We start from the raw sequence: 24,326 nt of genomic DNA on the forward strand, positions 1-24,326 counted from the left end.
AAAACCGTAGCGAGCGGAAGGGAGCTGTGGCCGAGAAGCGCAACTGTACGAAGGTACAGTGAGCATCGCAGGCCATAGATCACGACGCGCAGTAGGTTTTGACAGCCGTTACTAAACAGGCGCGTCGGTTTGGTACATTTCCTCCATTAGGTCGAGAAACGCGCGCGTCTTGGCCGGCATCAAGCGCCGGCCGGGAAACACGGCCCAGCCCGTGACCAGCGGAAAACTCCACTCGGGCAGCACGCGCACCAATTCCCCCGTCGCCACATACGGCTTGGCAAAGCGGTCTGTGCTGGCCGCAATGCCCACGCCCGTGCAGGCCATACGCACCAGCAATTCCGGCGAATTGGCCAGCAGGCGCACGGGCAGATCGCGCTCCCACGTCGTCTTGCCGCGGATCAAAGTCCAGTGCACGAGGCCATGCACGGCCCGTGGCAAGCTCAATAAATCGTGGCCATACAAATCGTCGGGATGCTCGGGCAAGCCGTGCACGCTCGTGTATTGCGGCGAGGCATACAGCGCCAGAGTGCTGAAGGCCACACGGCGCGCGGCCAGGCTGGCGTCATCGGGCAAATTACCCATGCGGATGGCCAGGTCGAAATTTTCTTCCAGTAAATCCACCCGGCGCGCCGACAAGTCCAGTTCCAGAGAAATGGCGGGATAGCGGCGCACGAACTCGGCCAGCACCTGACGCATCAGGGTGTCACCGAAATCGGCCGGCATGGAAATGCGCAGCAAGCCGCTGGGTCCTGCCTGGCGGTGCTGCGCCAGGGCGCCAGCCGCCTCCGTTTCTTCCACCACCTTGCGCGCATGCTCGAGCAGGCTGGCGCCAAACTCCGTCAGCGCCAGCTTGCGCGTGGTGCGCAACAGCAGCCGTTCGCCCAATTTCGCTTCCAGCAGCGAGATGCGGCGCGACAAGGTCGACTTGGGCAAGTCCACGCGCACGGCGGCACGACTGAAACTGCCGCACTCGACGACGCGGGCGAACAGCAGCAAATCTCCGGGATCGATATTCATACGCTACCTTTACGCTCGATTGTTCCATGAGTGGATTAATGTTATCCATTTTAACGGCTTCCGCATCAATTTTGGAATTGCTATAGTTCATCCATCGCAAGACACCTCACACGGAGAAACAAGATGAACATCCTGCAAATCAATTCCAGCGCCCGCAGCACCGGTTCCGCCTCGACCCGCCTGGCTGACGCCATCGTCGCCCGCGCACAGGCAGCCAACCCTGGCGCCGCCCTGGTCCGCCGCGACCTGGCTGCCGCACCGCACCCCGTGCTCGACGAGCCGACCCTGCAAGCGCTGTTCACTCCAGCGGACAAACGCACGCCGGAGCAAGCGGCCCGCATCGCCCTGGACGACGCGCTGATTGCGCAAGTGCAAGCAGCTGACGTGATCGTCATCGGCGCGCCGATGTACAACTTCGGTATCACCGTGCAACTGAAAAGCTGGTTCGACGCGATTGCCCGCGCCAACGTCACCTTCAAGTACACGGAAAACGGCCCTGTTGGCCTGCTGACCGGCAAGAAAGTCTACGTGGGCCTGTCCCGCGGCGGCTTGCACCGCGACAGCGCCAACGATAGCCAGGTGCCTTACCTGAACACCATGTTCGGCTTCCTCGGCCTGACCGACGTGCAATACGTGTATTCCGAAGGCATGGGCATGGGCCCGGAAGCCGTGGCCAAGGCGCAAGCGCAAGCGGACGCCGAGATCAACGCCATCCTGGTGTGATCCCGATGTAATCCCAGCAGTGAAAGGGGCGGCGCACTGGCGCCGTCTTGGCCTAGAGGAGAAAGCAATGAGCGACATCATCACCGTCAACAAGCCACGCGCCGTCGAGCGCGTGATCGCCGGCCAGGCCGTCATGGATGGCGCCGGCGTGAAGATCAACCGCGTGCTGACGCAGCAGCTGCAGCGCCGTCTCGACCCGTTTTTGATGCTCGACAATTTCGCCAGCGACAAGCCGAACGACTATATCGCCGGCTTCCCCGAGCATCCGCACCGCGGCTTTGAAACGGTGTCGTACATGATCACGGGGCGCATGCGCCACAAGGACAGCGCCGGCCACGAAGGCTTGCTGACCTCGGGCGGCGTGCAATGGATGACGGCCGGCAGCGGCGTGATCCACTCGGAAATGCCGGAGCAGGAAGAAGGCGTCATGGAAGGTTTTCAGCTGTGGTTGAACCTGCCCGCGCGCGACAAGATGCGCACGCCGTGGTACCGCGATTTCACCAGCAGCGAAATCCCCCGCTACACGACGGACGCTGGCGTGGCCGTGCAAGTGATCGCCGGCGAGAGCCATGGCGTGACGGGCGCCGTGCAGCGTGAACTGACGGAACCGTTGTATCTCGATATCGACTTGCCGGCCGGCAGCAGTTTCGAGCAGTCCTTGCCGCCAGGCCATAACGCCTTCCTCTACACCTTCCGTGGCGAAGTGCAGGTGGACGGCAAGGCCGTGCCCGCCTTGCGCATGGCCATCTTCGCCAACACGCCAGGCAGCGACGGCGTGCGCATCGACGCGCCCGAAGGCGGCCGCGTGATCCTCGTCGCCGGCCAGCCCTTGAACGAGCCCATCGCGCAATATGGCCCGTTTGTCATGAATACCCAGGCGGAAGTATTCCAGGCCGTGCAGGATTTCCGCGAAGGTAAGTTTGGCGAGACGGCAGTACAGTAACATTGTTTGTTCCAGGTAAAACCTGCAGCGCCTCCGGGCCTGCAGGTTTTTTTACGTGCCGACTATGTTGTTGCTTTTCAATTACACTGACGGCAACATCATTCCACAAAGCATTCCATGCAGCCGACGCACACCGAACACGACGCCACCCATTTGCACGCCCACCTGAAAGGCGACGCCAAGCACACCCACTCGTTCGAGGGACGCAGCCAGAGCATCCTCGCGTGGGCGCTGGGCCTGACCCTGTCATTTGCCGGCATCGAGGTGGCGGCCGGCTTCCTGTCCAATTCGCTGGCCCTGATTTCCGACGCGGGCCACATGGTCACGGACGCGGCAGCGCTGGGCCTGGCACTGCTGGCGCAGCTCATCGCGCGCCGCCCGCCCTCGCCGCGCCATTCGTTCGGCTTTGGCCGCGCCGAAGCGCTGGCCGCCTTCGTCAACGGCCTGGCCATGCTGTGCGTGGTGGGCTGGATCTGCTATGAAGCTGCGCTGCGCTTTTCCTCCCCGCAACCCGTCAAGGGCGGCATGGTCTTCATCGTCGCCTTTATCGGCCTGGCGATCAACGTGGTGGTGGCGTGGGTATTGTCGAAAGACAAGCAAAGCGTCAACACGCGCGCCGCCCTCGTGCATGTGATGGGCGACTTGCTCGGCTCGGTCGCCGCCATCGTCGCCGGCGCCGTCATTTACTTTACGGGCTGGATGCAGATCGACCCGCTGCTGTCCGTGCTGGTCTCCCTGCTGATCCTGAAATCCACGTTCGGCGTGCTGCGCGAGTCGTACCACTTCCTGATGGAAGGCGTGCCCATGCATATCGACTACATTCAGGTGGGCGCGGACGTGGAGCAAGTGGACGGCGTGATTGCCGTGCACGACCTGCATGTGTGGGACATGTCGCCCGGCCAGCCGGCCCTGATCGGCCACGTGGAAATCGAGCACCTCGACCATTGGCCGAAGGTATTGCGGGCGATCAAGAAGATGTTATTGAGTAAGCATGGCATCGACCATATTACTCTGCAGCCTGAGACGGCAGCGATGGCGGGGTTGCATCAGGGTGACAAAACCCACTAGCAAGGACTGGGGTCAGACCCCCGGCCACGTTAGCGCAGAGCTCTGCGTTAGCGGGCTTGAGGGTCTGACCCCAAGATACACTAACTTCTGCGTGCCTCTAACACGCCACTGACATCCTTGATCACATTCAGCGCCTTCAACAACTGCGCCGTCGAGCTGATCTCGGCCGTAAAGGTCATGCGGGCCTGGCCCTTGGCGCTTTGGGTGTTGACGCCGATCACGTTGATCTTTTCGCGCGAAAAGATTTCGGAGATGTCGCGCAGCAAGCCCTGGCGGTCGCCGGCCAGGATGAAGATATCGACCGGATACACGGTGTCGTGCCCGCCCGTGCTGCCCCATTCCGTGAAGATCACCCGTTCGGGCGACTTGGCGCGCATTTCCTCGAAATTCTTGCACGTGGCGCGGTGGATCGACACGCCCTTGCCACGCGTGACGAAGCCGACGATGCTGTCCGGCGGCGCCGGCTTGCAGCATTTGGCCAGCACCGTCATCAAGCCTTCGGTGCCCACCACCAGCACACCCGACTTGGCGCCCTGCTCCACGCTGGATGCGCGGCTCTTGCCGACCAGCACGGCGTCTTCCGGCACCACCACTTCGCCATTGTCGTGCAGCGCCTGCTCCACGTGGCGCAGGCTGAACTCATCCTTGCCGACCGACAGGAACAGCTCGTCGACTTTCGCAAAGCCCAGCTTTTGCGCCAGCGCTTCGAGGTTGACGGCTGTCTTGCCTTCGCGCTGCAAGGACTTTTCCACCAGCGCGCGGCCATGGGCCAGGGTTTCCTGCATGTCGATGGCATGGAACCAGGCGCGAATTTTCGAGCGCGTGCGCGTGCTGACGGCGTAGCCGGCGCTGAGCCAGTCGCGCGACGGCCCGGCCGTGCCCGGTGCGCCCTTGGCCGTGATGATTTCGCAGGTCTGGCCGTTTTTCAGTTGCGTATTCAGGGGCACCATGATGCCGTCGACCTTGGCGCCGCGGCAGCGGTGGCCCACGTCCGTGTGCAGGTGATACGCAAAATCGACGGGCGTGGCGCCCACGGGCAATTCCAGCACGCGCGCTTGCGGCGTCATGACGAAGATGCGGTCGTCCAGGGTGGCCGATTTGAGTTTTTCCACCCATTCGCGCTGGATTTCTTCCTGGCCCACGACGGCGTCGGCCACTTCCGTTTTCCAGGCCAGCAACTGGCGCAGCCAGGCGATCTTTTCGTCGTATTTCTGGCCGGCAAAATTCGAACCGCCCTCTTCCTTGTAGCGCCAGTGCGCAGCCACGCCGTATTCGGCAAAGCTGTGCATTTCATTCGTGCGGATTTGCACTTCCAGCGGCCGGCCATCCTCGGCCGTCACCACCGTGTGCAGCGACTGGTAACCGTTCGGCTTCGGCCGCGAAATGTAATCGTCGAATTCTTTCGGGATGGGGGTCCAGATATTGTGGACCACGCCCAGTACCGTGTAGCAAGTTTTCACGTCGGCAACGATGACGCGGAAGGCGCGCACATCGTACAGGGCCGTGAAATCGAGTTCCTTGCCGCGCATCTTGTTCCAGATGCTGTAAATGTGTTTCGGGCGGCCAAATACTTCCGCCTGGATACCGGCCGAAGCCAGTTCCGTCTGCAGGCGCAAAATCGCCGAGGAAACAAAGCCCTCGCGCATCATGCGCTTTTCTTCCAGCATCTTGGCGATGCGTTTATACGCTTCCGGCTCGATGAAGCGGAACGACAAGTCTTCCAACTCCCACTTCAGCTGCCAGATGCCGAGGCGGTTGGCCAGCGGTGCGTACAGGTCCAGGGTTTCCTTGCCGTACTCGCGCGTCATTTCATTGAACAGTTTTAGTTCGGCAAAGTAACGCAAGGTCGTCACGCAAGAAGCCAGGCGCACCAGCACGACACGCATGTCGGAAGCCATCGCCAGCAACATCTTGCGCAAGGTTTCCACCTGGGCCACGGCTTGCTGCGCCGCATTCTTGCCGCGCCCGCCAGCGCTGCCGTGCTGCGCCTGGGTCAGCGCGCGCAAGCGGATCAGCTGGCGCACGCCTGTTGCCAGGTCGCACACCTGCTTGCCGAAGCGGGGCTCGATATCGGCCGCCGTATCCGGCTCCAGCAGGGTCAGCTCGAACATCAGGCCGGCGATGCGCGTTTCCGCATCGCTGCGCAGGAAAGCCAGCGTAGTGGCCACGCCGACGGCGAAGTCCAGCGCGGAGCGGCCGGCAAAGGTCAGCTTGTCGCCATATGCTTCGGTGGCATACGCGAACGCGTCCAGCACGCGCGCGCTGTCCGGCGCGCTCAAGCCCTCTACCAGTTGTTCCGAGGTGACGCTATTCGGGGCCGAGATGGAAACCATGTGATACCTTTAAACTTAATAACCCAACAACTTGATGACTTAACGCTCTGCAGCGATGATGACGATTTCCACCAGGCAAGCCGGATTGGCCAGCTTCGCTTCCACCGTGGCGCGCGGCGGCGTGTGGCTTGACGCGACCCAATCGTCCCACACTTCATTCATGCCGGGAAAATCCTTCATGTCGGCGATGTAGATCTGGCACGACAGGATGCAAGTCTTGTCGCTGCCCGCTTCCATCAGCAAACGGTCGACGTGGCCGAGCACTTCGCGCGTCTGGCCGACGATGCCTTGCGTGGTGTCTTCGGCGATCTGGCCAGCCAGGTAAATGGTGTTGTTGTGAATGGCTACTTCGGAGAGGCGTTTGCCTACGTGCAGTCGTGTAATTTCCATGCTTCTTCTTTCGGTTGTTTCAAAATCTGTACAGCGTTACTGATTATTACTTGCCCAGCAAAAACTTGCGCGCGATGGCGATCTGGTCGTCGTGCACGAAAGTGGGCGCATGGCCTACGCCGGCGATTTCCACCAGCTCAGCCTTCGGGCCGCGGCCCAGCATGCGCGTGGCCGTTTCATGCGACAGCAAATCGGATTCCGAGCCGCGCACCAGCAAGGTGGGGCAGCGTACGGCATCATACGCGGCCCACAGCATGGCTTCGTCGCTGGCCGCCGATTCCGGCGTGGCCGAGCGGAACGGCATGGCCAGTCCCATATCATAGTGGCGGCGCCAGTGGCCATCCTTATCCTGGCGCAACACATCCACCGCCAGTTTATGCCATTCCGCGTCCGTGTGCGGGCCGAAGCTGGCGGACACGTCGCGCACAAACCTGGCGCCCTGCTCAAAGGTTTCGAAACGCAGGTCCTGGCCGATGTAGTCGCCGATGCGCTGCAAGGCTTCGGGCGCCAGCGTCGGGCCGATATCGTTCAGCACTAGCTTGCTGATCGGGCTGTTGGGCAACGATGCCAGGCCCAGGCCGATCAAGCCGCCCATCGAGGTGCCGAACCAATCCACCGTCTGGCGCTCGCCGTTGGCCAGCACGCGCGCCAGCAGGGTCACCATGTCGCTCACATATTGTGGTACGCGGTAAAACTGCGGGTTGGCCAGCCAGCCCGAGCGCCCACGCCCCACCACGTCGGGGCAGATCACGCGGTAATCGCTGGCCATGGCGCGCGCCAGGTTATCGAAGTCGTCCGCCACGCGCGTCACGCCGTGGGCGCAGACGAGCACGTTCGGATTATCGGCAGCGCCCCACTCTTTATACGACATGGTGTGCAAGCCTGCGGGGGAGATACATTGCACTGACTTGATGCTCGCTTCGATCATGCGATTCCTTATAACACCGGAGAAAACCTACTGCGCGTCGGTGTTTGCGGCCTGCGATGCTCACCGTACTTAAGTACGGTTGCGCTTCTCGGCCACAACTCCCTTCCGCTCGCTACGGTTTTATCCGGCGTCGTTATTTGGTAGTAAAAAACAAAGAAACCGGCGATTTGCCGGTTGCCTCGCGCGCGACGCTACGGCAGTGTAGCGCAGCGCGGGCAATGCTCCAAGCGCGCGCCTGAAATGCTGCGCCGCAGCACAGCACTGGCACGTTCGCCATGGCGCAATACCCGATATAGCGAAAATGCATATCTGCGGTTATCCACAATTGAGCCGGCCTGGCAATGGGCGGATGATCGCAGCATCAACCCGCAAGAGGAGACCACTCGTGAAAAAACCATTCTATAAAATCCTGTACGTCCAGGTGCTGTTCGCCATCGTCGCTGGCGTACTGCTGGGGGTGTTCTACCCTTCGAACGCCGTCGACATGAAACCGCTGGGCGACGGCTTTATCAAACTGATCAAGATGATCATCGCCCCGGTGATCTTCTGTACCGTGGTCTCCGGCATCGCCGGCATGCAGGACGTGAAGAAAATCGGCCGCGTGGGCGGCAAGGCGCTGCTGTACTTCGAAGTGGTCTCCACCTTCGCGCTGGCCATCGGCTTGCTGGTGGCTAACATCCTCAAACCGGGCGCCGGCTTCAACGCCGATCCGGCCCACCTCGATGCCAAGTCCATCGCGCAATACACGCACGCCGAAGGCTTGACCACCGTCGACTTCCTGATGAATATCATCCCGAAGACTTTCGTCGACGCCTTCGCCAAGGGCGACATCCTGCAAGTACTGTTGATCGCCATCCTGTTCGGCTTTTCGCTGTCCCTGCTGGGCGAGCGCGGCCGTCCGGTCACCAAGCTGATCGACGAACTGTCGCATGCCATCTTCGGCATGGTCAACATCATCATGAAAGTCGCTCCCATCGGCGCATTCGGTGCGATGGCCTTTACCATCGGTAAATACGGCCTGGCTTCGCTGATCCCGCTGGCGAAACTGATGGGTTCGTTCTACCTGACCTGCTTCCTGTTCGTCTTCGTCGTGCTGGGCCTGATCGCCAAGTACACGGGCTTCTCCATCGGCCGCTTCTTGCTGTACATCAAGGAAGAACTGCTGATCGTGCTCGGTACCAGCTCGTCGGAATCGGCCCTGCCGGCCCTGATGAAAAAACTCGAGCGCCTGGGTTGCTCCAAACCAGTCGTCGGCCTGGTCGTGCCTACCGGCTACTCGTTCAACCTCGACGGCACCAACATCTACATGACCATGGCGGCCCTGTTCGTTGCGCAAGCGACCAACACGGAACTGACGATCTGGCAGGAACTGACCATCCTGGGCGTGGCGATGCTGACCTCGAAAGGCGCATCCGGCATCACGGGCGCCGGCTTCATCACCCTGGCTGCCACCCTGGCCGTGGTGCCGACGATTCCCGTGGCTGGCATGGCGCTGATCCTCGGTATCGACCGCTTCATGAGCGAATGCCGCGCGCTGACCAATTTTGTGGGCAACGGCGTGGCCACCATCGTCGTGTCGAAATGGGAAAAAGAACTGGACATGGACAAGCTGCATAGCGAGCTGGCCCATCCAACCCACCCGACCGACGACGCCTACGTTGCACCGGCCGTGAATATCGTCAAGTAAGCAATACCTTACAGCGAGACATCCTCCTGAAAAGCCCCGCAGATCACTCTGCGGGGCTTTTTTCATGCGCGCAGACTGTTGTCAGCATCATCAACAAATAGTAAATCATGTATCAATATTTACTAGGATGATCAATAAATGAAAAACCATTACAGTACTGTCACCTGTTCGCCACCTGGCTCGCGCATAATGACATTGCGTTAATGCAAGCCTGACACCGAACCATCCTCACTTTTGAATGGAGTACGTCATGTCCCTCTCGCCCGCCTTCTACGCCACCTGGAACCCACGCCTGCTGGGCCTGCTGCGCATCATCCTCGGCTTTCTCTTCCTGCAACACGGCACGGCCAAGCTGTTCGGCGCGCCGCATGTGGCCATGTTCGACGGGCTGCAACTGTTTTCCGTGATGGGCGCGGCCGGCGTCATCGAGCTGGTCGGCGGCAGCTTGCTGCTGCTTGGCCTGTTCACCCGCCCCGTCGCCTTCATCCTGTCGGGCCAGATGGCGGCCGCCTACTTCATGGCGCATGCGCCCGCCGGCTTCCTGCCGATCCTGAACGGCGGCGAAATGGCCGTGATGTATTGCTTCACCTTCCTGTACTTCGCGGTAGCGGGCGCTGGCGCCTACAGCCTGGACGGCTTGCGCGGCAAGGCTGGCGCGGCATAAAATTTTACTGACAAGAAAAAGCCCCGGCACGCACGCGCTTGCCGGGGCTTTTTTACGCTGCGGCGCCTAGAAACGGCTGCTCAGCTGCACATACACGGTGCGCGGCTGGGCCGCATACTTGCCCATGTTGTTGTCGTCAAACGAGCGCGTAAAATAGCGGCGATCAAACAGGTTTTTCATGCCCAGGCTCAGGCGGAATGGGACCGGGCCACCGCCGATATCGACGCTGCCGCGCGCGGCCCACACCCCATAGCCGGGAATGCGGCCATTGTTACCGGCCGTATTTTCCGCCACGCTGTTGGCGCTGTCGGCGAACTGCGCGCCTTCGAACATGCCGTCGACGCTGGCGCTCCACTTGCCCGCCTGATAGCCGACGCCGGTCGTGCCCTTGTGGCGCGGCGAAAACGGCACTTGCTTGCCGAAGTTCGGGCCGTCTTCCTTGATTGCCGCATCAACCAGCGCGTAGCTCGCATACACATTGACGCCGCGCAAAGCCGGTATGGCGGCCCCCAGTTCATACTGGACGCTGCTTTCGATACCGCGATGGCGCGTCTTGCCGCGCGCATACACGCTATTCGTTTGCTGGTTGCTTTCGTACTGGTTACTGAAGCGGATCAAAAACACATTCGCATCGAGGCGCAAGCCGCCCTCCTGATAGCGCGTGCCCAGTTCCCACGAACGGGCCTTTTCCGGCTCGGCGCCGCCGCTGACCACGGCATTGGCCATCTTGCTGTACTGCACCGTGCCAAATGAACTGTCGCCGCTTGCATACACATTCCAGGCGTCATTGACGTGGTAAATGGCGTTCAGGGCGGGCAACAGCACGTTGTAGTTGCCGCCATCGCGCTTGCCGTTCAAGTTATTGTCCTGGTAGGACTTGATGCGTTCGTTGCGCAAGCCCGGCGTGATGGTCCAGTTGCCGATGTCGATGCGGTCATCGATGAACAGCGCATGGGCGCGCGTGCTGCCCGACGTGTCACGGTCGATGGGGCTGCTTTCCGTCGGCAGGATGCCGCCCGTCTTCAGGCGCCAGTAGCGCAATTCATGGCTGGCTTCGTCAATGAAGCGGTAGCCCACGCCGATTTCATGGCGCGTCTGCCCCAGGCGAAATGCTTGCGCATAGCGCGTTTCCACGCCGCGCACCGTGTAGCTGCGTGGCGACAGGGTCAGGTTCTTGCCTTGATCCAGGTAGCCGCTACGCAAGGTGTCCGTATAAAAGGCCTGCACGCTGAGCTGGCGCTGGCGGTCCGGCTTGTATTCATACGCAAGACTGGCCAGGTTGCGGCGGCCCCAGAAATTATCGTAGGGCCGCGTCGACTGGTAAGGGTCGCGCGCGAACGCGGCCGTCGTCAAGCCGCCCGGCATGTCGGCCTCGCCTTCATAGTTTTGCAGCATGGCCGTCACCGTGCTGGCGCCATCGATGCGGTAGCGCCCTTTCAGGATCACGTCGTCAATTTTCGTGTCGCTGTGCTCGCGCCAGTCGCTGCCGCGCACGCCGCTGTACAGGATTGCGCCGCCCAGGCCGTTATCCATGGTGCCGCCCAGCATCACGCTGGTGTGCGTCTTGATGCTGTCGCTGGACGAGGATGGGCTTTGCTCGCCCTGCACGCTCACTTCTCCCGAGGCCTTTTCCGGAATCGCCCGCGTGACGAAGTTGACGATGCCGCCCACGTTTTGCGGGCCGTAGCGCACGGCGCCGCCGCCGCGCACCACGTCGACGGCATCCATATTGCCCATGGAAATGGGCGCAAACGACAGCTGTGGCTGGCCATATGGCGCGAACGGCACGGGAATGCCATCCATCAACACGGTGGAGCGGGCCGCCAGGCGCGGATTCAAGCCGCGCACGCCGAAGTTCAAGGCCATGTCATGGCTGCCGGTACCGTTATTCGTGGGCGCCAGCACGCCGGGAATGCGGTTGAGCACGTCACGCGCATCCGTGGCGCCCAGGCGCACGATCTCGTCGCGCCCCACCACATTGCGCGCGCCGCCATGTTCGAACACGGATTGCGCATCGGGATGGGCCAGCCAGTTGCCCACCACGGTGATGACGGACATGGCCTGCTCCTGCGCCAGCGGCGTGGCGGACGTGCCCCTCAGCAGATAGCTGCCCGGCGCACGCGCCACCGCCTCCAGGCCGCTGCCCGCCAGCAAGCGCTGCAAGGCTTGCGCCGGCGTAAAGCTGCCGCTCAGGGCGGGCGCACTCTTGCCATCGGTCAAGCTGGCGTTGACGGACAGGGCGATGCCCGCCTGGCCCGCGAAGCGGCTCAGGGACGTGCTCAGGGCACCGGCCGGCAAATCGTACTGGCGCACGGCTTCCACGGCATGCGCCGTGGCGGCTTGCGCGCTGGCAACGGTGGGCAGCGCCAGCAAGGCGAGGTGGATGGCCAGGGCCAGTTGACGGTGGCGGGGCTGGAGGTGGGCGAAGACAGGCATGGGATTCCTTTTCAAAGTGAGATCGGCTTTCACTTGTCTGCCAAGCGAGACGCAAAAAGCGGAACCTGTTTTTGAAAAATATTTTTAGTCGGGCTGATGCCGCGCCGAGACCGACACCCACCACGGCATGTGCTGGCGCACCCGCACGGGCAGGCTCGCTTCGAGCATGGCGAAAATCGCCGGCTGGTCATCGAGCGGATATGCGCCCACCAGGCGCAAGTGCGCCACTTCGGGCGAGCAACCCAGGTAGCCATGCCGGTAGCGGCCCAATTCTTGCAGGAAATCATCGAGGCGCATGTTATCGGCCAACAACATCCTGCGCGTCCAGGCGGGCGCCGCCGCGCTGGCTGCTACAGGCTGAGCGCTGTGATGTGCGTCAAACTGCGCGCCCTGCCCGGCCCGCACGACGAGGGCCGGACCTTGCAGCGGCGTGATTTCCACGGCGCCCTGTTCCACGGACAGTTGCGTGCGCCCATCGAACTGGCGCACCTCGAAGCGCGTGCCCAATGCCCGCAGGGTGCCCTGTGCCGTCTGCACCAGCAGGGGCCGCGCAGGCTGCTGCGTGTCGGGCGCACTGCTGACATGAATGCGTCCGCGCCGCAGCACGATGCGCCGCGCCGTAGCGTTGTAGCCAAGCTCGGCCAGGCTGTCCGTATCCAGCTGCAAGATGCCGCCATCAGGCAGGCGCAGCTGGCGCAACTGGCCTACGCCGCTGTCGTAGCCCGTATTGGCCAAGGCCACGCCGGCATCGTCCTCCCGCTTATTCCATTGCCACAGGGCCACGCCACCCACGGCCGCCACCAGCATGGCGGCAAAGGCGCGCCGTCCCTGTGCCGCGCCGCCAGCCAGCGCGGCGCGGGCCGGCGCCGGCGGCAAGCTGCGAAATTGCCCGCTGATGGCCAGCACCTGCTGCCAGGTGGAGGCATGCATGGGGTCGGCATCCAGCCAGCGCTGCCATTTGGCCCGTTCCGCCTCGCCCGCCGCATCGGATTCCAGCAAGGCGAACCATTCGGCCGCCTGCTGCAGGATGATGTAGCGCCGCTGAGCCTGTGATGCGGCCGCCACTTCAGTCCGCCAGGCTCAAGGACAGGCACTGCAGCATTGATTGCGCCATGTATTTGCGCACCATGCGCTCGGACACGCCCAGCTCCTGGGCGATCTCGGCATAGGTATGGCCGTCGAGCTGGTGCATCAGAAAGGCGCGGCGCGCCTTGTGCGGCAGGCGCGCCAGCATGGCGTCAGCCTGGTGCAAGGCTTCGAGCACCAGCAAGCGCTCTTCCGGCGACGGTGCCAGCGCTTCCGGCAGGCAAGCGAGCGCATCGAGATAGGCGCGCTCCACGTCGAGGCGGCGCCAGTGATTCACGGCCAGGCCATGCGCGATCGTGCACAGGTAGGCGCGCGGCTGCAGCAGGGTGACGTGGGCGCGCGACGTCAGCACGCGCAAAAAGGTATCGTGCGCCAGGTCGGCCGCCAAGTGGGCGGAACCCAGCTTGTGGCGCAGCCACGACAGCAGCCAGCCATGATGCTCGCCATACAGCTGTCCCACGGCATCGCCGTGTTGGAGATCAACTGTGAGGCAAGAATGGCTGGCAGGCATGGCGGCGGCCCGCCGCACAGGCAAACCATTAAATGAGAAGTATTCTCATTATCAGGCAAAAGCGCCCTCATCGCAAGGCGGGCTGTGGCATTGCGGCCGAACGGACGAAAAAAAAGCGGACATCGCTGTCCGCTTTTTTATCTGCCCATGCGTGTTCAGACTGCCGACACGTCCAGTTCAGCGCCCGTGGCCGCCTGCACCTGCTCCTTGGTCACGCCCGGCGCCAGTTCCACCAGCTTCAAGCCGTTTTCCGTCACGTCGATCACGCCCAGGTCGCTGATGATGACGTCGACCACGCCCACGCCCGTCAGCGGCAAGTCGCACTGCTTGAGCAGCTTGTGCGACGTCGTGCCATCCTTGGCCGTGGCCACGTGTTCCATCAGCACGACGACTCTCTTGACGCCGGCGACGAGGTCCATCGCGCCGCCCATGCCCTTGACCATTTTTCCTGGGATCATCCAGTTCGCCAGGTCGCCCTTTTCCGACACTTGCATGGCGCCCAGGATGGCCAGGTTGATCTTGCCGCCGCGGATCATGCCGAAGGAATCGGCCGAGCTGAAGTAGGCGGCGCCGGGCAAGGCCGTCACCGTCTGCTTGCCAGCGTTGATCAGGTCGGCATCGACTTCCGCGTCGGTGGGGAACGGGCCGATGCCCAATAAACCGTTTTCCGACTGCAGGAACACTTCGATATTTTCCGGCACATAATTCGCCACCAGGGTCGGCAAGCCGATGCCCAGGTTCACATAAAAGCCATCCTGCAATTCCTTTGCCGCGCGTGCGGCCATTTCATCTCTCGTCCAAGCCATGATTATCTCCGTATTCTTCTTTATGCTTCAGTGCGCACGGTGCGCTGCTCGATGCGTTTTTCCGGGTTCGCGTTGACCACGATGCGGTGCACGAAGATGCTCGGCGTGTGGATCTGGTCCGGGTCGATCTCGCCCACTTCCACCAGTTTTTCCACTTCGACGATGGTGATCTTGCCGGCCATGGCCACGTTCGGGTTGAAATTGCGCGCCGTCTTGCGATAAACCAAATTGCCGGCGCGGTCGGCCATGTAGGCTTTCACCAGCGACACATCGGCCACGAGGCTGCGTTCCATCACGTATTGCTCGCCGTCGAATTCGCGGAGCTCCTTGCCGTCGGCAACGATGGTGCCCACGCCCGTCTTGGTGAAGAAGGCGGGAATGCCGGCGCCGCCGGCGCGCAGTTTCTCGGCCAGGGTGCCTTGCGGCGTGAATTCAAGTTCCAGCTCGCCCGCCAGGTACTGGCGCGCGAATTCCTTGTTTTCGCCCACGTAGGAGGCGATCATTTTCTTGATCTGCCGCGTGGTCAGCAACTGGCCCAGGCCGAAGCCGTCCACGCCGGCGTTATTCGAAATGGCCGTCAAGCCCGTCACGCCCGAATCGCGCAAGGCGCCGATCAGGGCTTCGGGAATGCCGCACAGGCCGAAGCCGCCGACGGCGATGGTCTGGCCATCTTGGACGATACCGGCCAGCGCCGAGGCGGCGTCAGGATAAACTTTATTCATGGGTGTCCCTCTATCTTTTGTTAAGCTTTGGTCTTGAGTCCATGACTCAGGCAGCGACTCAGCATAAAATACGCGAGTGGAAAGTACAATACCGTAGAACTACCGGCGCCGTGCCAGCAATCCCCCTGTGAGAGTGATACGTATCAGATGAACGCCGCGTCAGCCATCGATTATGAAAGTATCTTCCTGCACGCGCCCGTGGGCATGTGCATGTCGGAAAACCGCATCATGCGCAGCTGCAACGAAGCGCTGGCGGCCATGTTCGGCTATGCGCGCGCCCAGCTGGACGACCAGTCGTTCGAAGTACTCTACCCCACGCACGACGAATTCCTGCGCACGGGTGACCGCATCATCCCCATCATGAACGCCAAAGGCCGCTATTCGGACGAGCGCATCATGCGCCGCAGTAATGGGGAATTGTTCTGGTGCCACGTCACGGGCCACGCCATGCTGCCGAAGGAACCGCTGGGGCCGGGCATCTGGACGTTCGAGGATGTCAGCGAGAAACGTCCCGTGACGGCGGAACTGACCCCGCGCGAGCGCGAAATCGCCGCCCTGCTGGTGGAAGGCAAGACCAGCAAGGTCATCGCCCGCCAGATCGACCTCAGCCCCCGCACGGTGGAAATGCACCGCGCCAAGCTGATGCGCAAGTTCGCCGCCTCGACGTCGTCGGAGCTGGTGCACAAGCTGGTGGGACTGCAGCTGCAGCGCTAGGGCTGCAGCGCAGGCTGGCGCCTTAGAAGGTACTCATGCCGCCGTCTGCGGAAATGATGGCGCCGTTAATAAAGTGCGAATCCTCGCCCGCAAGCAGCAGCAACAGGCCGTCGAGGTCTTCCGGCTTGCCCGGACGTTTATTCGGCAGCATTTCGATCAGCTTCTTGCCCTGCTCGGTGGCGAAGTAATCTTCATTGATTTCCGTGGAAATATAGCCGGGGCAGATGGCGTTCGTGTTGATGCCGTACTTGCCCCACTCCACGGCCATGGCGCGCGTCATGTGCACCATGCCCGCCTTGCTCATGCAGTACACGCCGATCTGCGGCAGCACCTGCAAGCCCGCCATCGAGGCGATATTGATGATGCGGTGCTGTTTTTTCGGGTCGCCCTTGGCGCGCGCGATCATGCGCTTGGCCGTTTGCTGGGCCACGAAGAACGATCCGCGCAGGTTGGTGTCCATCACGAACGAGTAATCTTCGGGCGTCACGTCGACCAGGCGTTGCGTGGTGGAGACACCGGAATTGTTGACGAGGATATCGATGGGGCCCGCTTCCGTTTCCGCGTGCGCGATGGCCGACTTGATGCTGGCGAAGTCGGTCACGTCGAGCGAGACCACGTGCGCGGCGCCGCCATCGGCTTCGATTTCGGCGCGCAACTCCTTCAGGCGCTCGGTGCGGCGCGACGCCAGCACGACCTGTGCGCCAGCCTGGGCCAGCACTTTCGCAAAGCGCGCGCCAAGGCCGCTCGATGCGCCGGTAATCAGGGCAATCTTGCCCTCGAAATTGACTTCTATGCCCACGAGCTACTCCTGTTTTATTTTAGATAACACTTTACGCCGTGCCGATGGCGCAGGGGCAAAATACCCTGCGCCGCACTTGAGCAAAGGTAAACGCCATCATTACACAAAATGGCCGGATTTAGATTGCGGCGAGGGGCAATGTCACGCAAAATGGCGCCAAAGTTGCAATCCTCGCCAAAAACAAGCACACTCGTGCTTAAATTTCTTCGAAGATTCCTCACCCACCCATTTAGTGACTATAAATCGAGACCATGACACAGCCTAATAACTTAGTTGAACAGTACGGACCGCGCGAAACCATGGAGTATGACGTGGTGATCGTCGGCGGTGGCCCCGCAGGCCTGGCCGCGGCGATCCGCCTGAAGCAGCTGGCCGCTGAAAAGAGCCAGGAAGTGTCCGTCTGCGTGCTGGAAAAAGGCGGCGAACTGGGCGCGCATATCCTGTCGGGCGCCATCATGGACCCGAAAGCGCTGACCGAGCTGATTCCGAACTGGAAAGAACTGGGCGCGCCCCTGAATACGGAAGTGACGGAAGACCGCATCCTGTTCCTGACCGAAACGAAAGCATATAAAACGCCAGGCTTCGCCGTGCCGGCCTGCTTTGAAAACCACGGCAATTACATCGTTTCGCTGGGCAATGTGGTGCGCTGGATGGGCCAGCAGGCGGAAAACCTGGGCGTGGAAATCTTCCCCGGCTTCCCCGCCGCGGAAATCCTCTACAACGACGACGGTTCCGTCAAAGGCGTGGCGACCGGCAACATGGGCGTCAAGCGCGACGGCGAGCCGGGCCCCGACTTCCAGCTGGGCATGGAATTGCACGCCAAGTACACCCTGTTCGCCGAAGGCGCGCGCGGCCACCTGGGCAAGCAATTGATGGCCAAGTATGACTTGAACGCCGGCAAGGATCCGCAGTCCTACGGCATCGGCATCAAGGAATTGTGGGAAATCGACCCGGCCCAGCACAAGCCGGGCCTGGTGATCCACTCGAGCGGCTGGCCGCTGGACACGAAAACCTACGGCGGCTCCTTCCTGTACCACCTGGAAAACAACCAGGTGATGGTCGGCTATGTGGTGGGCCTCAATTACGAGAATCCTTACCTGTCGCCGTACGAGGAATTCCAGCGCTATAAGACGCATCCGGAAATCCGCAAGTTCTTCGAAGGCGGCAAGCGTATTTCGTACGGTGCGCGCGCGATCGCGGCCGGCGGCCTGCAATCGCTGCCGAAACTGGTGTTTGCCGGCGGCGCGCTGATCGGCTGCGATGCGGGCTTCCTGAACATGAGCCGCATCAAGGGCAGCCACGCGGCCATCAAGAGCGGCATGCTGGCGGCGGACGCAGCCTTCGGCGCGCTGGGCGAACAGCGCCAGCACGACGAACTGACGAGCTATCCTGTTGCTTTCGAGAAATCGTGGCTGCATGAAGAGCTGCACGTGGCGCGCAACGTCAAGCCATGGCTGTCGAAGGGCCTGTACCTGGGCAGCCTGATGACGGGCATCGACCAGCTGATCTTCCGCGGCAAGGCGCCGTGGACCCTGCACCACTCGCATGGCGACCACGAATGCCTGAAACCGGCCGCCCAGTCGAAAAAGATCGTGTATCCGAAACCCGATGGCAAGCTGACTTTCGACAAGATGTCGTCCGTGTTCATTTCGAACACGAATCACGCGGAAGATCAGCCGATCCACCTGACCTTGAAGAACGCCAGCGTGCCCGTCGACGTCAACCTGGCCACGTATGCGGGTCCGGAAGCGCGTTACTGTCCCGCCGGCGTGTACGAGTTCGTGAAGAACGACGACGGCGCCGAACGCCTGCAGATCAATGCACAGAACTGCGTGCACTGTAAAACCTGCGACATCAAGGACCCGACGCAGAACATCGTCTGGGTGACACCGGAAGGCGGCGGCGGGCCGAACTATCCGAATATGTAACTGCAAGGCATCGCAGCACCGGCTGAGAATCGGCCAGAACAGCGCACTCCCGTCCGGCAGTGCGCTGTTTTTTTGTCAGAAGGATCAGAATTGCCCGCACTTTGGACTAACTGCAACAGCAAGTGCGCATTCGGGCAGCGTGCGTCAACAAATTCCCCTCGGAAAGTTTCTCACGGGCACTGTCACCAGTTACAATTCCCGTTGCTAAACATTTCTGCCCGCCCCAGCCCATGCACCCGACCCTCCCTCCCGCAGTCTCCCCCGACACCGAATTACAGCTGGCCATCGCTGAACACCAGGCAGGGCGTTTTGCCGAGGCGGAAGAAATCTACCTGTCGATCCTGCAGGCCCATCCCTACCATGCCGTCGCCAACCACAACCTGGGTTTGCTGGCCGGGCAAGTAGGCCAGCATGTGGCCGGCTTGCCGTATTTGCGCAAGGCGCTGTCCGTCGCCCCGGACGAGGGCCAGTTCTGGCTATCCTATGCGCAGGGCTTGCTGCAGGCGGGACAGCCCGACGAAGCGCTCGACATCGTTGATACCGCCATCGCCCGCGGACTCGACAATGCTGCCTCGCAAGCGCTGCGCCAGCAGGCGCAGGAGGCGGTCGCGCTGGCGGCCCTGTCGCCGTCGCAGCCGGAAATGGACCACATCGTGCAGTTGTACCAGGCGGGCCAGCATGAACAGATGGAAGCGGCCTGCCGGCAGTTGCTGGAAACCTATCCAGACTCGCCATTCGGCTGGAGCGTGCTGGGGACGGCCCTGCAGGTGCAAGGCAAGGATGCTCTGGCCACGCTGCAGCGGACGGTGGAACTGGCGCCGCACGATGCGCAGGCGCATGGGCACCTGGGCAATGCCTGGCAAACGGCCGGGAAACTGGATGCAGCCCGCGACTGCTATCTGCGGGCGCTCGAAATCGAGCCGGCGTTTGCCGAGGCGCACTGCAACCTGGGTAACCTGCTCCAGGCGGAAAACAGGCTGGACGAGGCTGTGGCGAGCTACCGCCGCGCCCTGGCCTTGAAGCCAGACTACGCGCTGGCGACGTTTAATCTGGGCAATGCGCTGCTGCGCCAGAAACAGTTTGGTGCCGCTGCCGACAGCTTTCGCGCCGCCACCCTTGCATTACCGGACGACGCGGAGGTGCATAACCGGCTGGGCCAGGCGCTGCACGAGAACAGGAATGTACAGGACGCCGTGCGCAGCTTCCAGCGCGCGCTGCAGATCAAACCCGATTACCGGGCGGCACGGAACAATCTGGTCGCCGCCTACCTGGTGCTGAAACAGTATCAGGATGTATTGACGTGCCTGAACACGGCGCTGGAATCCGAGCCAGATGATGAAGAATTACATTTTCATTTGGGTAATATCATGCGCACCATGGGCAAAAGCAAGGAAGCGCTGGCCGCGTTCCGGCGCGCCCTGGAAATCAAGCCCGACTACGCGGCGGCAGAAATCAACCTGTGCTCGCTGCTCCACGCCGAAGGCCATCTGGAGGAAGCCATTGCCAGCGGCTATCGCGCCCGGACGGTGGCGTCGCATATTCCGGAGAGCCACAGCGGTCTGCTATTTTGCCTCAGCCATAGCGTCGATATCGATGCTCAAAGCCTGTTTGAGGAACACTGCCGCTTCGGCGAGGCCTTCGACCGGCCGTCCACGGCCGCGACAGCGGAAGGCCACGTTTTCGGCAACGACAACGATCCCGCGCGGCGCATCAGGGTCGGCTTTGTCTCGGGCGACTTCAATTCGCACGTGGTGTCCAACTTCGTCGTGCCCGTGGTGGCGCACCTGAGCGCCAGCCCCGGCCTGAGCCTGTACGCCTACTACAACAATACGCTGGAAGACGCCGTCACGCAGCGCCTGCGCGGCTATTTCCCCCATTGGCAAAACATCATCGAGGTGAGCGACAGCAGCTTGCAGGAAAAGATCCGGGAAGACGGCATCGACATCCTGGTCGACCTGTCCAGCCATACGGCCTTCAACCGCCTGACGGCCTTTGGCCGCAAACTGGCGCCGATTCAGGTCAGCTGGATCGCCTATCCCGGCACAACAGGCCTGAAAACCATGGATTACTATCTGACCGATCCGCAATTCGACGTCGATGAAAAGTACTTCACGGAAAAAGTCGTGCTGCTGCCTGCCAGCGTACCCTTCCTGCCATCGTCCGACTCCCCGGAACTGGTCCGCGCACCAGCGCTGGGCAACGGCTACCTGACCTTCGGCAGTTTCAATCGGCTCAGCAAACTCAATCCAGGCGTCATCGCTCGCTGGGCAAAGCTGCTGCGGGCCCTTCCCGAAGCGAAAATGCATCTTGCCGCCATGCAAAAAGACAGCGATATCGCCACCTTGCAAGCCTGGTTCGCGCAGGAAGGCATCGCCGCCGACCGCCTGACCTTCCACGGCCGCACCCACCTGGGCGGCTATCTGGCCTTGCACCAGCAAATCGACATCTGCCTCGACACCTTCCCGTACACGGGCGGCACCACCACGCTGCACGCGCTGTGGATGGGCGTGCCCACGCTGACGCTCAAGGGAACAAGCGTACCGAGCCATGCCGGTGCCTGCATCTTGCAGCATGTGGGTCTCGACGCCTTCATCACGACCGACGACGAGGATTTCGTCCGCAAGGGAATATTCTTATCTAGCAACATCATGCAGCTGGCCGTCCTGCGCGCAGACTTGCGCAACCGCATGCAAGTGTCGGCGCTGGCCGACTCGCGGGCCATTGCCCACAATATGGAAAAGGCGTTCCGCACCATGTGGCAGCGCTGGTGCAGCGGCTTGCCGCCGGCATCGTTCGCCATTGCGCCAGGCGACACCAGCAAGCAGGTGATGCCATCATGAGCGACAAGAAGCCGATTTACGTCACGCAGCCGCTCATGCCGGATCTGCAAGACTTCCTGCCATATCTGGAAGAGATCTGGAAAAATAAAATCCTCACCAACGGCGGCCCGTTCCACCAGCAACTGGAACAGGCGTTGTGCGACTATCTGGGCGTCAAGCACATCTGCCTGTTTACCAATGGGACGCTGGCACTGATCACGGCCCTGCAAGCGCTGCGCATCACCGGCGAAGTGATCACCACGCCCTACTCCTTCGTCGCCACCGCCCACTCGCTGCTCTGGAATGGCATCAAGCCCATTTTTGTCGATATCGACCCGCTGAGCCTGAATATGGATCCCGCCAGGATCGAGGCAGCCATCACGCCGCACACCACCGCCATCATGCCGGTGCACTGCTATGGCCGGCCCTGCGACGTGGAACGCATCGAAAAGATCGCCGACAACTATGGCTTGAAAGTCATCTACGACGCGGCGCATGCGTTCGGCGTGCGCCACAAAGGCAGCAGCGTGCTCAATTGCGGCGACCTGTCCGTGCTGAGTTTTCACGCCACGAAAATTTTCAATACCTTTGAAGGCGGCGCGATCGTCTGCCCCGACGCCAAGACCAAGCAGCGCATCGACCATCTGAAAAATTTCGGCTTCGTCGACGAAGTGACGGTGGTGGCACCCGGCATCAACGGCAAGATGAGCGAGATCAACGCCGCATTCGGCCTCCTGCAATTGAAGGGCATCGATGCGGCACGCCTGCAGCGGCGCGCCATCGATGGCCGCTACCGGGAACGGCTGGCGGCCATCGCCGGCATCGACTGCCTGCCGGCTGGCGAAGAGGAATCGGCCAACCATTCCTACTTCCCCATTCTCGTCAAGGAAGCCTACGGCACCAGCCGCGACGCACTGTTCCAGCTGCTGCGGGACCAGGATATCTACGCGCGCCGCTATTTCTATCCGCTCATCAGCGACTTCCCCATGTACCGCAGCATGCCGACCGCCGCCCACAGCAATCTGCCGAACGCGCTGCAGGCATCGCGGCAAATCATCTGCCTGCCCATCTATCCCAGCCTGGGCCTCGATCAGGTCGATGCCATCTGCGCCATCATCGAGCGGCATGCACAGGCCGGCCTGATTCCATGAATATTTCCACAGACACCGACTTTTTCGGCACCATCGACGACCATCGCTGGGCGGCACAATTTACCGTGCTGTCCTACAAGGACGGCGGACAGACCCTGATACCGCATGGCTTTTTCCGTAACTGGCTGGGCAATGAGCCGGACTTCGGGCGATTTACCATCGGCCGCTGTTCCGGCATCGGCATCGGTTCGCAAGCCAAATACGATTCGACCGCGCAGCACCTGCAAATCGGGCGCTACGTTTCCGGCGGCGCGAATCTGCGCTTCATCCTCAACGGCCAGCACGACATGCGCACCATTTCGACGTATCTTCTGGCATTGGGCGGCATGGGCCTGGAAAACAGCCCGATTCCCCAATATGCCGATACGGTCATCAAGAACGATGTGTGGATCGGCGACGAGGCGATGATATTGGGCGGCGCGGTCATCGAGAATGGCTGCGTCATCGGTGCGCGCACGCTGGTGCCGCCCAATTTCCGCAGCGAACCCTACGGCATTTACGCAGGGACGCCCGCGCGCCTGCTGCGCTTCCGCTTCAGCGAGGAAGTGCGCGCAGCCCTGCTGGCGCTGGCCTGGTGGGAACTGCCGCTGAGCTGGATACGCGAGAATAACGCGCATTTCCTGCAAAACATGACGGCCGACGACGGCGAGGCGCTGCGCGTCATTGCCGAACTGGCAGAAAGCAAGCGCCGCCACCTGGAAGCCGGCGCCGGCGCCGCACACCCGCACAAGGATGACCATGTCTGAACTTTTCAATCCCGGCTATTACACCGAAGAAGACTTGCACGGCGCGGGGTTTCGCAGCCTCGGCCACAACGTGCGCATCGCCAGGAACTGCGTCATCATCGGCATCGACAATATCGCGATCGGCAACAACGTGCGCATCGATGGCTACAGCACCCTGGTGGCGGCAGGTGGCCATATCCGCATCGGCAGCTACGTTCACATTGGCGGCGGCTGCTTTCTCTCCGGCGGCGCAGGCATCACGCTGGAAGACTACGCCGGCTTGTCGCAAGGCGTGCGCCTGTACAGCAAGACCGATGATTACAGCGGGGCCAGCATGACCAACCCCACCGTGCCGGCGGAATTTACAAACTGCAAAAGCGGCGCCATCCACCTGGGCAGGCACGTCATCATCGGCTCGGGCAGCGTGGTGCTGCCCGGCGCACAGCTTGGCGAAGGCGTCGCCGTGGGCGCGCTCAGCCTGGTCACCAAGTCGCTGCCGGCATGGGGAATCTATGCGGGCACACCGGCGAAGCGGATCAAAAGCCGCGACCAGGGTTTGTTAATTGCAGAAGAGCAATTGCGCGCGCGATGCGATAAAAAATAGTTAAAAGTATATTTTTAGATATTATTTCCACAGAAACTAAAAATCACGGCAGGTTCAGGGCAAGATAAAAAATATTTCCATGTAGCATTTAATGCATAAGTAAAAATGGCCGCCTTGTGCTTGTGAGAGCAGAAAAATAGCGCGTCTCGCTGAATATATCCTACAGGAGCAATACAATGCTGAGCCTTCACACCAATAACGCATCGTTGTCCGCACAAAACTCGATCGCCAAGACCCAATCGCAACTGTCGACCTCGATGACCCGCCTGTCG

At 61.6% G+C, this 24,326-nt stretch carries 21 protein-coding genes; 11 read left to right on the forward strand and 10 right to left on the reverse strand.

The genetic code is table 11. The features are described 5' to 3' along the window. Nucleotides 1-111 precede the first annotated feature (111 nt). The gene (locus SJI03_RS11810) at nt 112-1,017 is read right to left on the reverse strand and encodes a LysR family transcriptional regulator (protein WP_099379897.1); all 906 of its coding nucleotides are present in this window, start codon (nt 1,015-1,017) and stop codon (nt 112-114) included. Between the two features lie 123 nt (nt 1,018-1,140). Here SJI03_RS11810 and SJI03_RS11815 point away from each other — a divergent pair, with 123 nt between their 5' ends. The 3 genes from SJI03_RS11815 (at nt 1,141) to SJI03_RS11825 (ending at nt 3,751) form a co-directional block, all read left to right on the forward strand. Beyond that, the gene (locus SJI03_RS11815) at nt 1,141-1,740 is read left to right on the forward strand and encodes an FMN-dependent NADH-azoreductase (RefSeq protein WP_322427317.1); all 600 of its coding nucleotides are present in this window, start codon (nt 1,141-1,143) and stop codon (nt 1,738-1,740) included. 67 nt (nt 1,741-1,807) lie between these two features. Further along, complete coding sequence (locus SJI03_RS11820) at nt 1,808-2,683, forward strand: pirin family protein (RefSeq protein WP_322427318.1); 876 nt, start codon at nt 1,808-1,810, stop codon at nt 2,681-2,683. A gap of 117 nt (nt 2,684-2,800) precedes the next feature. Continuing rightward, nucleotides 2,801-3,751 carry a cation diffusion facilitator family transporter gene (locus SJI03_RS11825; RefSeq protein ID WP_099379900.1) on the forward strand — a complete coding sequence of 317 codons (951 nt, stop codon included), beginning with the start codon at nt 2,801-2,803 and terminating at the stop codon, nt 3,749-3,751. An 80-nt stretch (nt 3,752-3,831) separates the two neighbouring features. On the opposite strand, the gene SJI03_RS11830 is transcribed toward SJI03_RS11825, so the two are convergent. From SJI03_RS11830 to SJI03_RS11840, 3 genes are read right to left on the reverse strand one after another with little or no spacing between them, the layout of a single operon-like run. After that, on the reverse strand, nt 3,832-6,084 hold the full coding sequence (locus SJI03_RS11830; protein WP_099379901.1) for a RelA/SpoT family protein: 2,253 nt from the start codon (nt 6,082-6,084) through the stop codon (nt 3,832-3,834). Nucleotides 6,085-6,123: 39 nt separating this feature from the next. Next, entirely contained in the window at nt 6,124-6,474 is a 351-nt protein-coding gene (locus SJI03_RS11835; protein ID WP_099379902.1) for a RidA family protein, read from the reverse strand. Nucleotides 6,475-6,520: 46 nt separating this feature from the next. Continuing rightward, a complete protein-coding gene (locus tag SJI03_RS11840) occupies nt 6,521-7,402 on the reverse strand; it encodes an alpha/beta fold hydrolase (protein WP_099379903.1) in 882 nt (293 codons plus the stop codon). A 349-nt stretch (nt 7,403-7,751) separates the two neighbouring features. Between SJI03_RS11840 and SJI03_RS11845 the strand changes: the two genes are divergently transcribed. Together SJI03_RS11845 and SJI03_RS11850 are read left to right on the forward strand one after the other, a co-directional pair. Continuing rightward, entirely contained in the window at nt 7,752-9,089 is a 1,338-nt protein-coding gene (locus SJI03_RS11845; protein ID WP_322427319.1) for a dicarboxylate/amino acid:cation symporter, read from the forward strand. 250 nt (nt 9,090-9,339) lie between these two features. After that, nucleotides 9,340-9,753, forward strand: a complete 414-nt coding sequence (locus tag SJI03_RS11850) for a DoxX family protein (RefSeq protein ID WP_099379905.1) — start codon at nt 9,340-9,342, stop codon at nt 9,751-9,753. 66 nt (nt 9,754-9,819) lie between these two features. Here SJI03_RS11850 and fecA read toward each other — a convergent pair whose 3' ends face one another. The 5 genes from fecA to SJI03_RS11875 all read right to left on the reverse strand — a co-directional run bounded on the left by fecA (nt 9,820) and on the right by SJI03_RS11875 (nt 15,314). Beyond that, nucleotides 9,820-12,189: a TonB-dependent Fe(3+) dicitrate receptor FecA gene (gene fecA / locus SJI03_RS11855; protein ID WP_322427320.1), complete on the reverse strand. Its 2,370-nt coding sequence runs from the start codon at nt 12,187-12,189 to the stop codon at nt 9,820-9,822. Nucleotides 12,190-12,273: 84 nt separating this feature from the next. Continuing rightward, nucleotides 12,274-13,254, reverse strand: coding sequence for a FecR domain-containing protein (locus SJI03_RS11860; protein WP_322427321.1), 981 nt, complete (start codon nt 13,252-13,254; stop codon nt 12,274-12,276). Nucleotide 13,255: 1 nt separating this feature from the next. Beyond that, nucleotides 13,256-13,786: a sigma-70 family RNA polymerase sigma factor gene (locus tag SJI03_RS11865; RefSeq protein ID WP_322427322.1), complete on the reverse strand. Its 531-nt coding sequence runs from the start codon at nt 13,784-13,786 to the stop codon at nt 13,256-13,258. Between the two features lie 155 nt (nt 13,787-13,941). Then, nucleotides 13,942-14,592, reverse strand: a complete 651-nt coding sequence (locus tag SJI03_RS11870; RefSeq protein ID WP_035818065.1) for a CoA transferase subunit B — start codon at nt 14,590-14,592, stop codon at nt 13,942-13,944. A gap of 20 nt (nt 14,593-14,612) precedes the next feature. Further along, complete coding sequence (locus tag SJI03_RS11875) at nt 14,613-15,314, reverse strand: CoA transferase subunit A (protein WP_322427323.1); 702 nt, start codon at nt 15,312-15,314, stop codon at nt 14,613-14,615. Between the two features lie 147 nt (nt 15,315-15,461). Here SJI03_RS11875 and SJI03_RS11880 point away from each other — a divergent pair, with 147 nt between their 5' ends. Then, a complete protein-coding gene (locus SJI03_RS11880; RefSeq protein WP_046684925.1) occupies nt 15,462-16,028 on the forward strand; it encodes a LuxR C-terminal-related transcriptional regulator in 567 nt (188 codons plus the stop codon). A 22-nt stretch (nt 16,029-16,050) separates the two neighbouring features. On the opposite strand, the gene SJI03_RS11885 is transcribed toward SJI03_RS11880, so the two are convergent. Further along, nucleotides 16,051-16,827: an SDR family oxidoreductase gene (locus SJI03_RS11885; RefSeq protein WP_034752351.1), complete on the reverse strand. Its 777-nt coding sequence runs from the start codon at nt 16,825-16,827 to the stop codon at nt 16,051-16,053. Between the two features lie 251 nt (nt 16,828-17,078). Between SJI03_RS11885 and SJI03_RS11890 the strand changes: the two genes are divergently transcribed. From SJI03_RS11890 to SJI03_RS11910, 5 genes are all read left to right on the forward strand, one after another. Then, entirely contained in the window at nt 17,079-18,755 is a 1,677-nt protein-coding gene (locus SJI03_RS11890; protein WP_175444538.1) for an electron transfer flavoprotein-ubiquinone oxidoreductase, read from the forward strand. A 230-nt stretch (nt 18,756-18,985) separates the two neighbouring features. Then, nucleotides 18,986-21,595 (forward strand): tetratricopeptide repeat protein, encoded by a 2,610-nt coding sequence (locus SJI03_RS11895; protein WP_322427324.1) that lies wholly within the window; start codon nt 18,986-18,988, stop codon nt 21,593-21,595. Continuing rightward, the gene (locus tag SJI03_RS11900) at nt 21,592-22,725 is read left to right on the forward strand and encodes a DegT/DnrJ/EryC1/StrS family aminotransferase (RefSeq protein WP_322427325.1); all 1,134 of its coding nucleotides are present in this window, start codon (nt 21,592-21,594) and stop codon (nt 22,723-22,725) included. The genes SJI03_RS11895 and SJI03_RS11900 overlap by 4 nt, the downstream gene beginning before the upstream one ends. Further along, nucleotides 22,722-23,471 carry a CatB-related O-acetyltransferase gene (locus SJI03_RS11905; protein WP_225240940.1) on the forward strand — a complete coding sequence of 250 codons (750 nt, stop codon included), beginning with the start codon at nt 22,722-22,724 and terminating at the stop codon, nt 23,469-23,471. The genes SJI03_RS11900 and SJI03_RS11905 overlap by 4 nt, the downstream gene beginning before the upstream one ends. Continuing rightward, nucleotides 23,464-24,054 carry an acyltransferase gene (locus tag SJI03_RS11910; RefSeq protein ID WP_322427326.1) on the forward strand — a complete coding sequence of 197 codons (591 nt, stop codon included), beginning with the start codon at nt 23,464-23,466 and terminating at the stop codon, nt 24,052-24,054. The genes SJI03_RS11905 and SJI03_RS11910 overlap by 8 nt, the downstream gene beginning before the upstream one ends. Nucleotides 24,055-24,326: the final 272 nt, after the last annotated feature.

The sequence above is a fragment of the Janthinobacterium sp. GMG1 genome, from assembly GCF_034427795.1.
Lineage (GTDB): Bacteria > Pseudomonadota > Gammaproteobacteria > Burkholderiales > Burkholderiaceae_D > Janthinobacterium.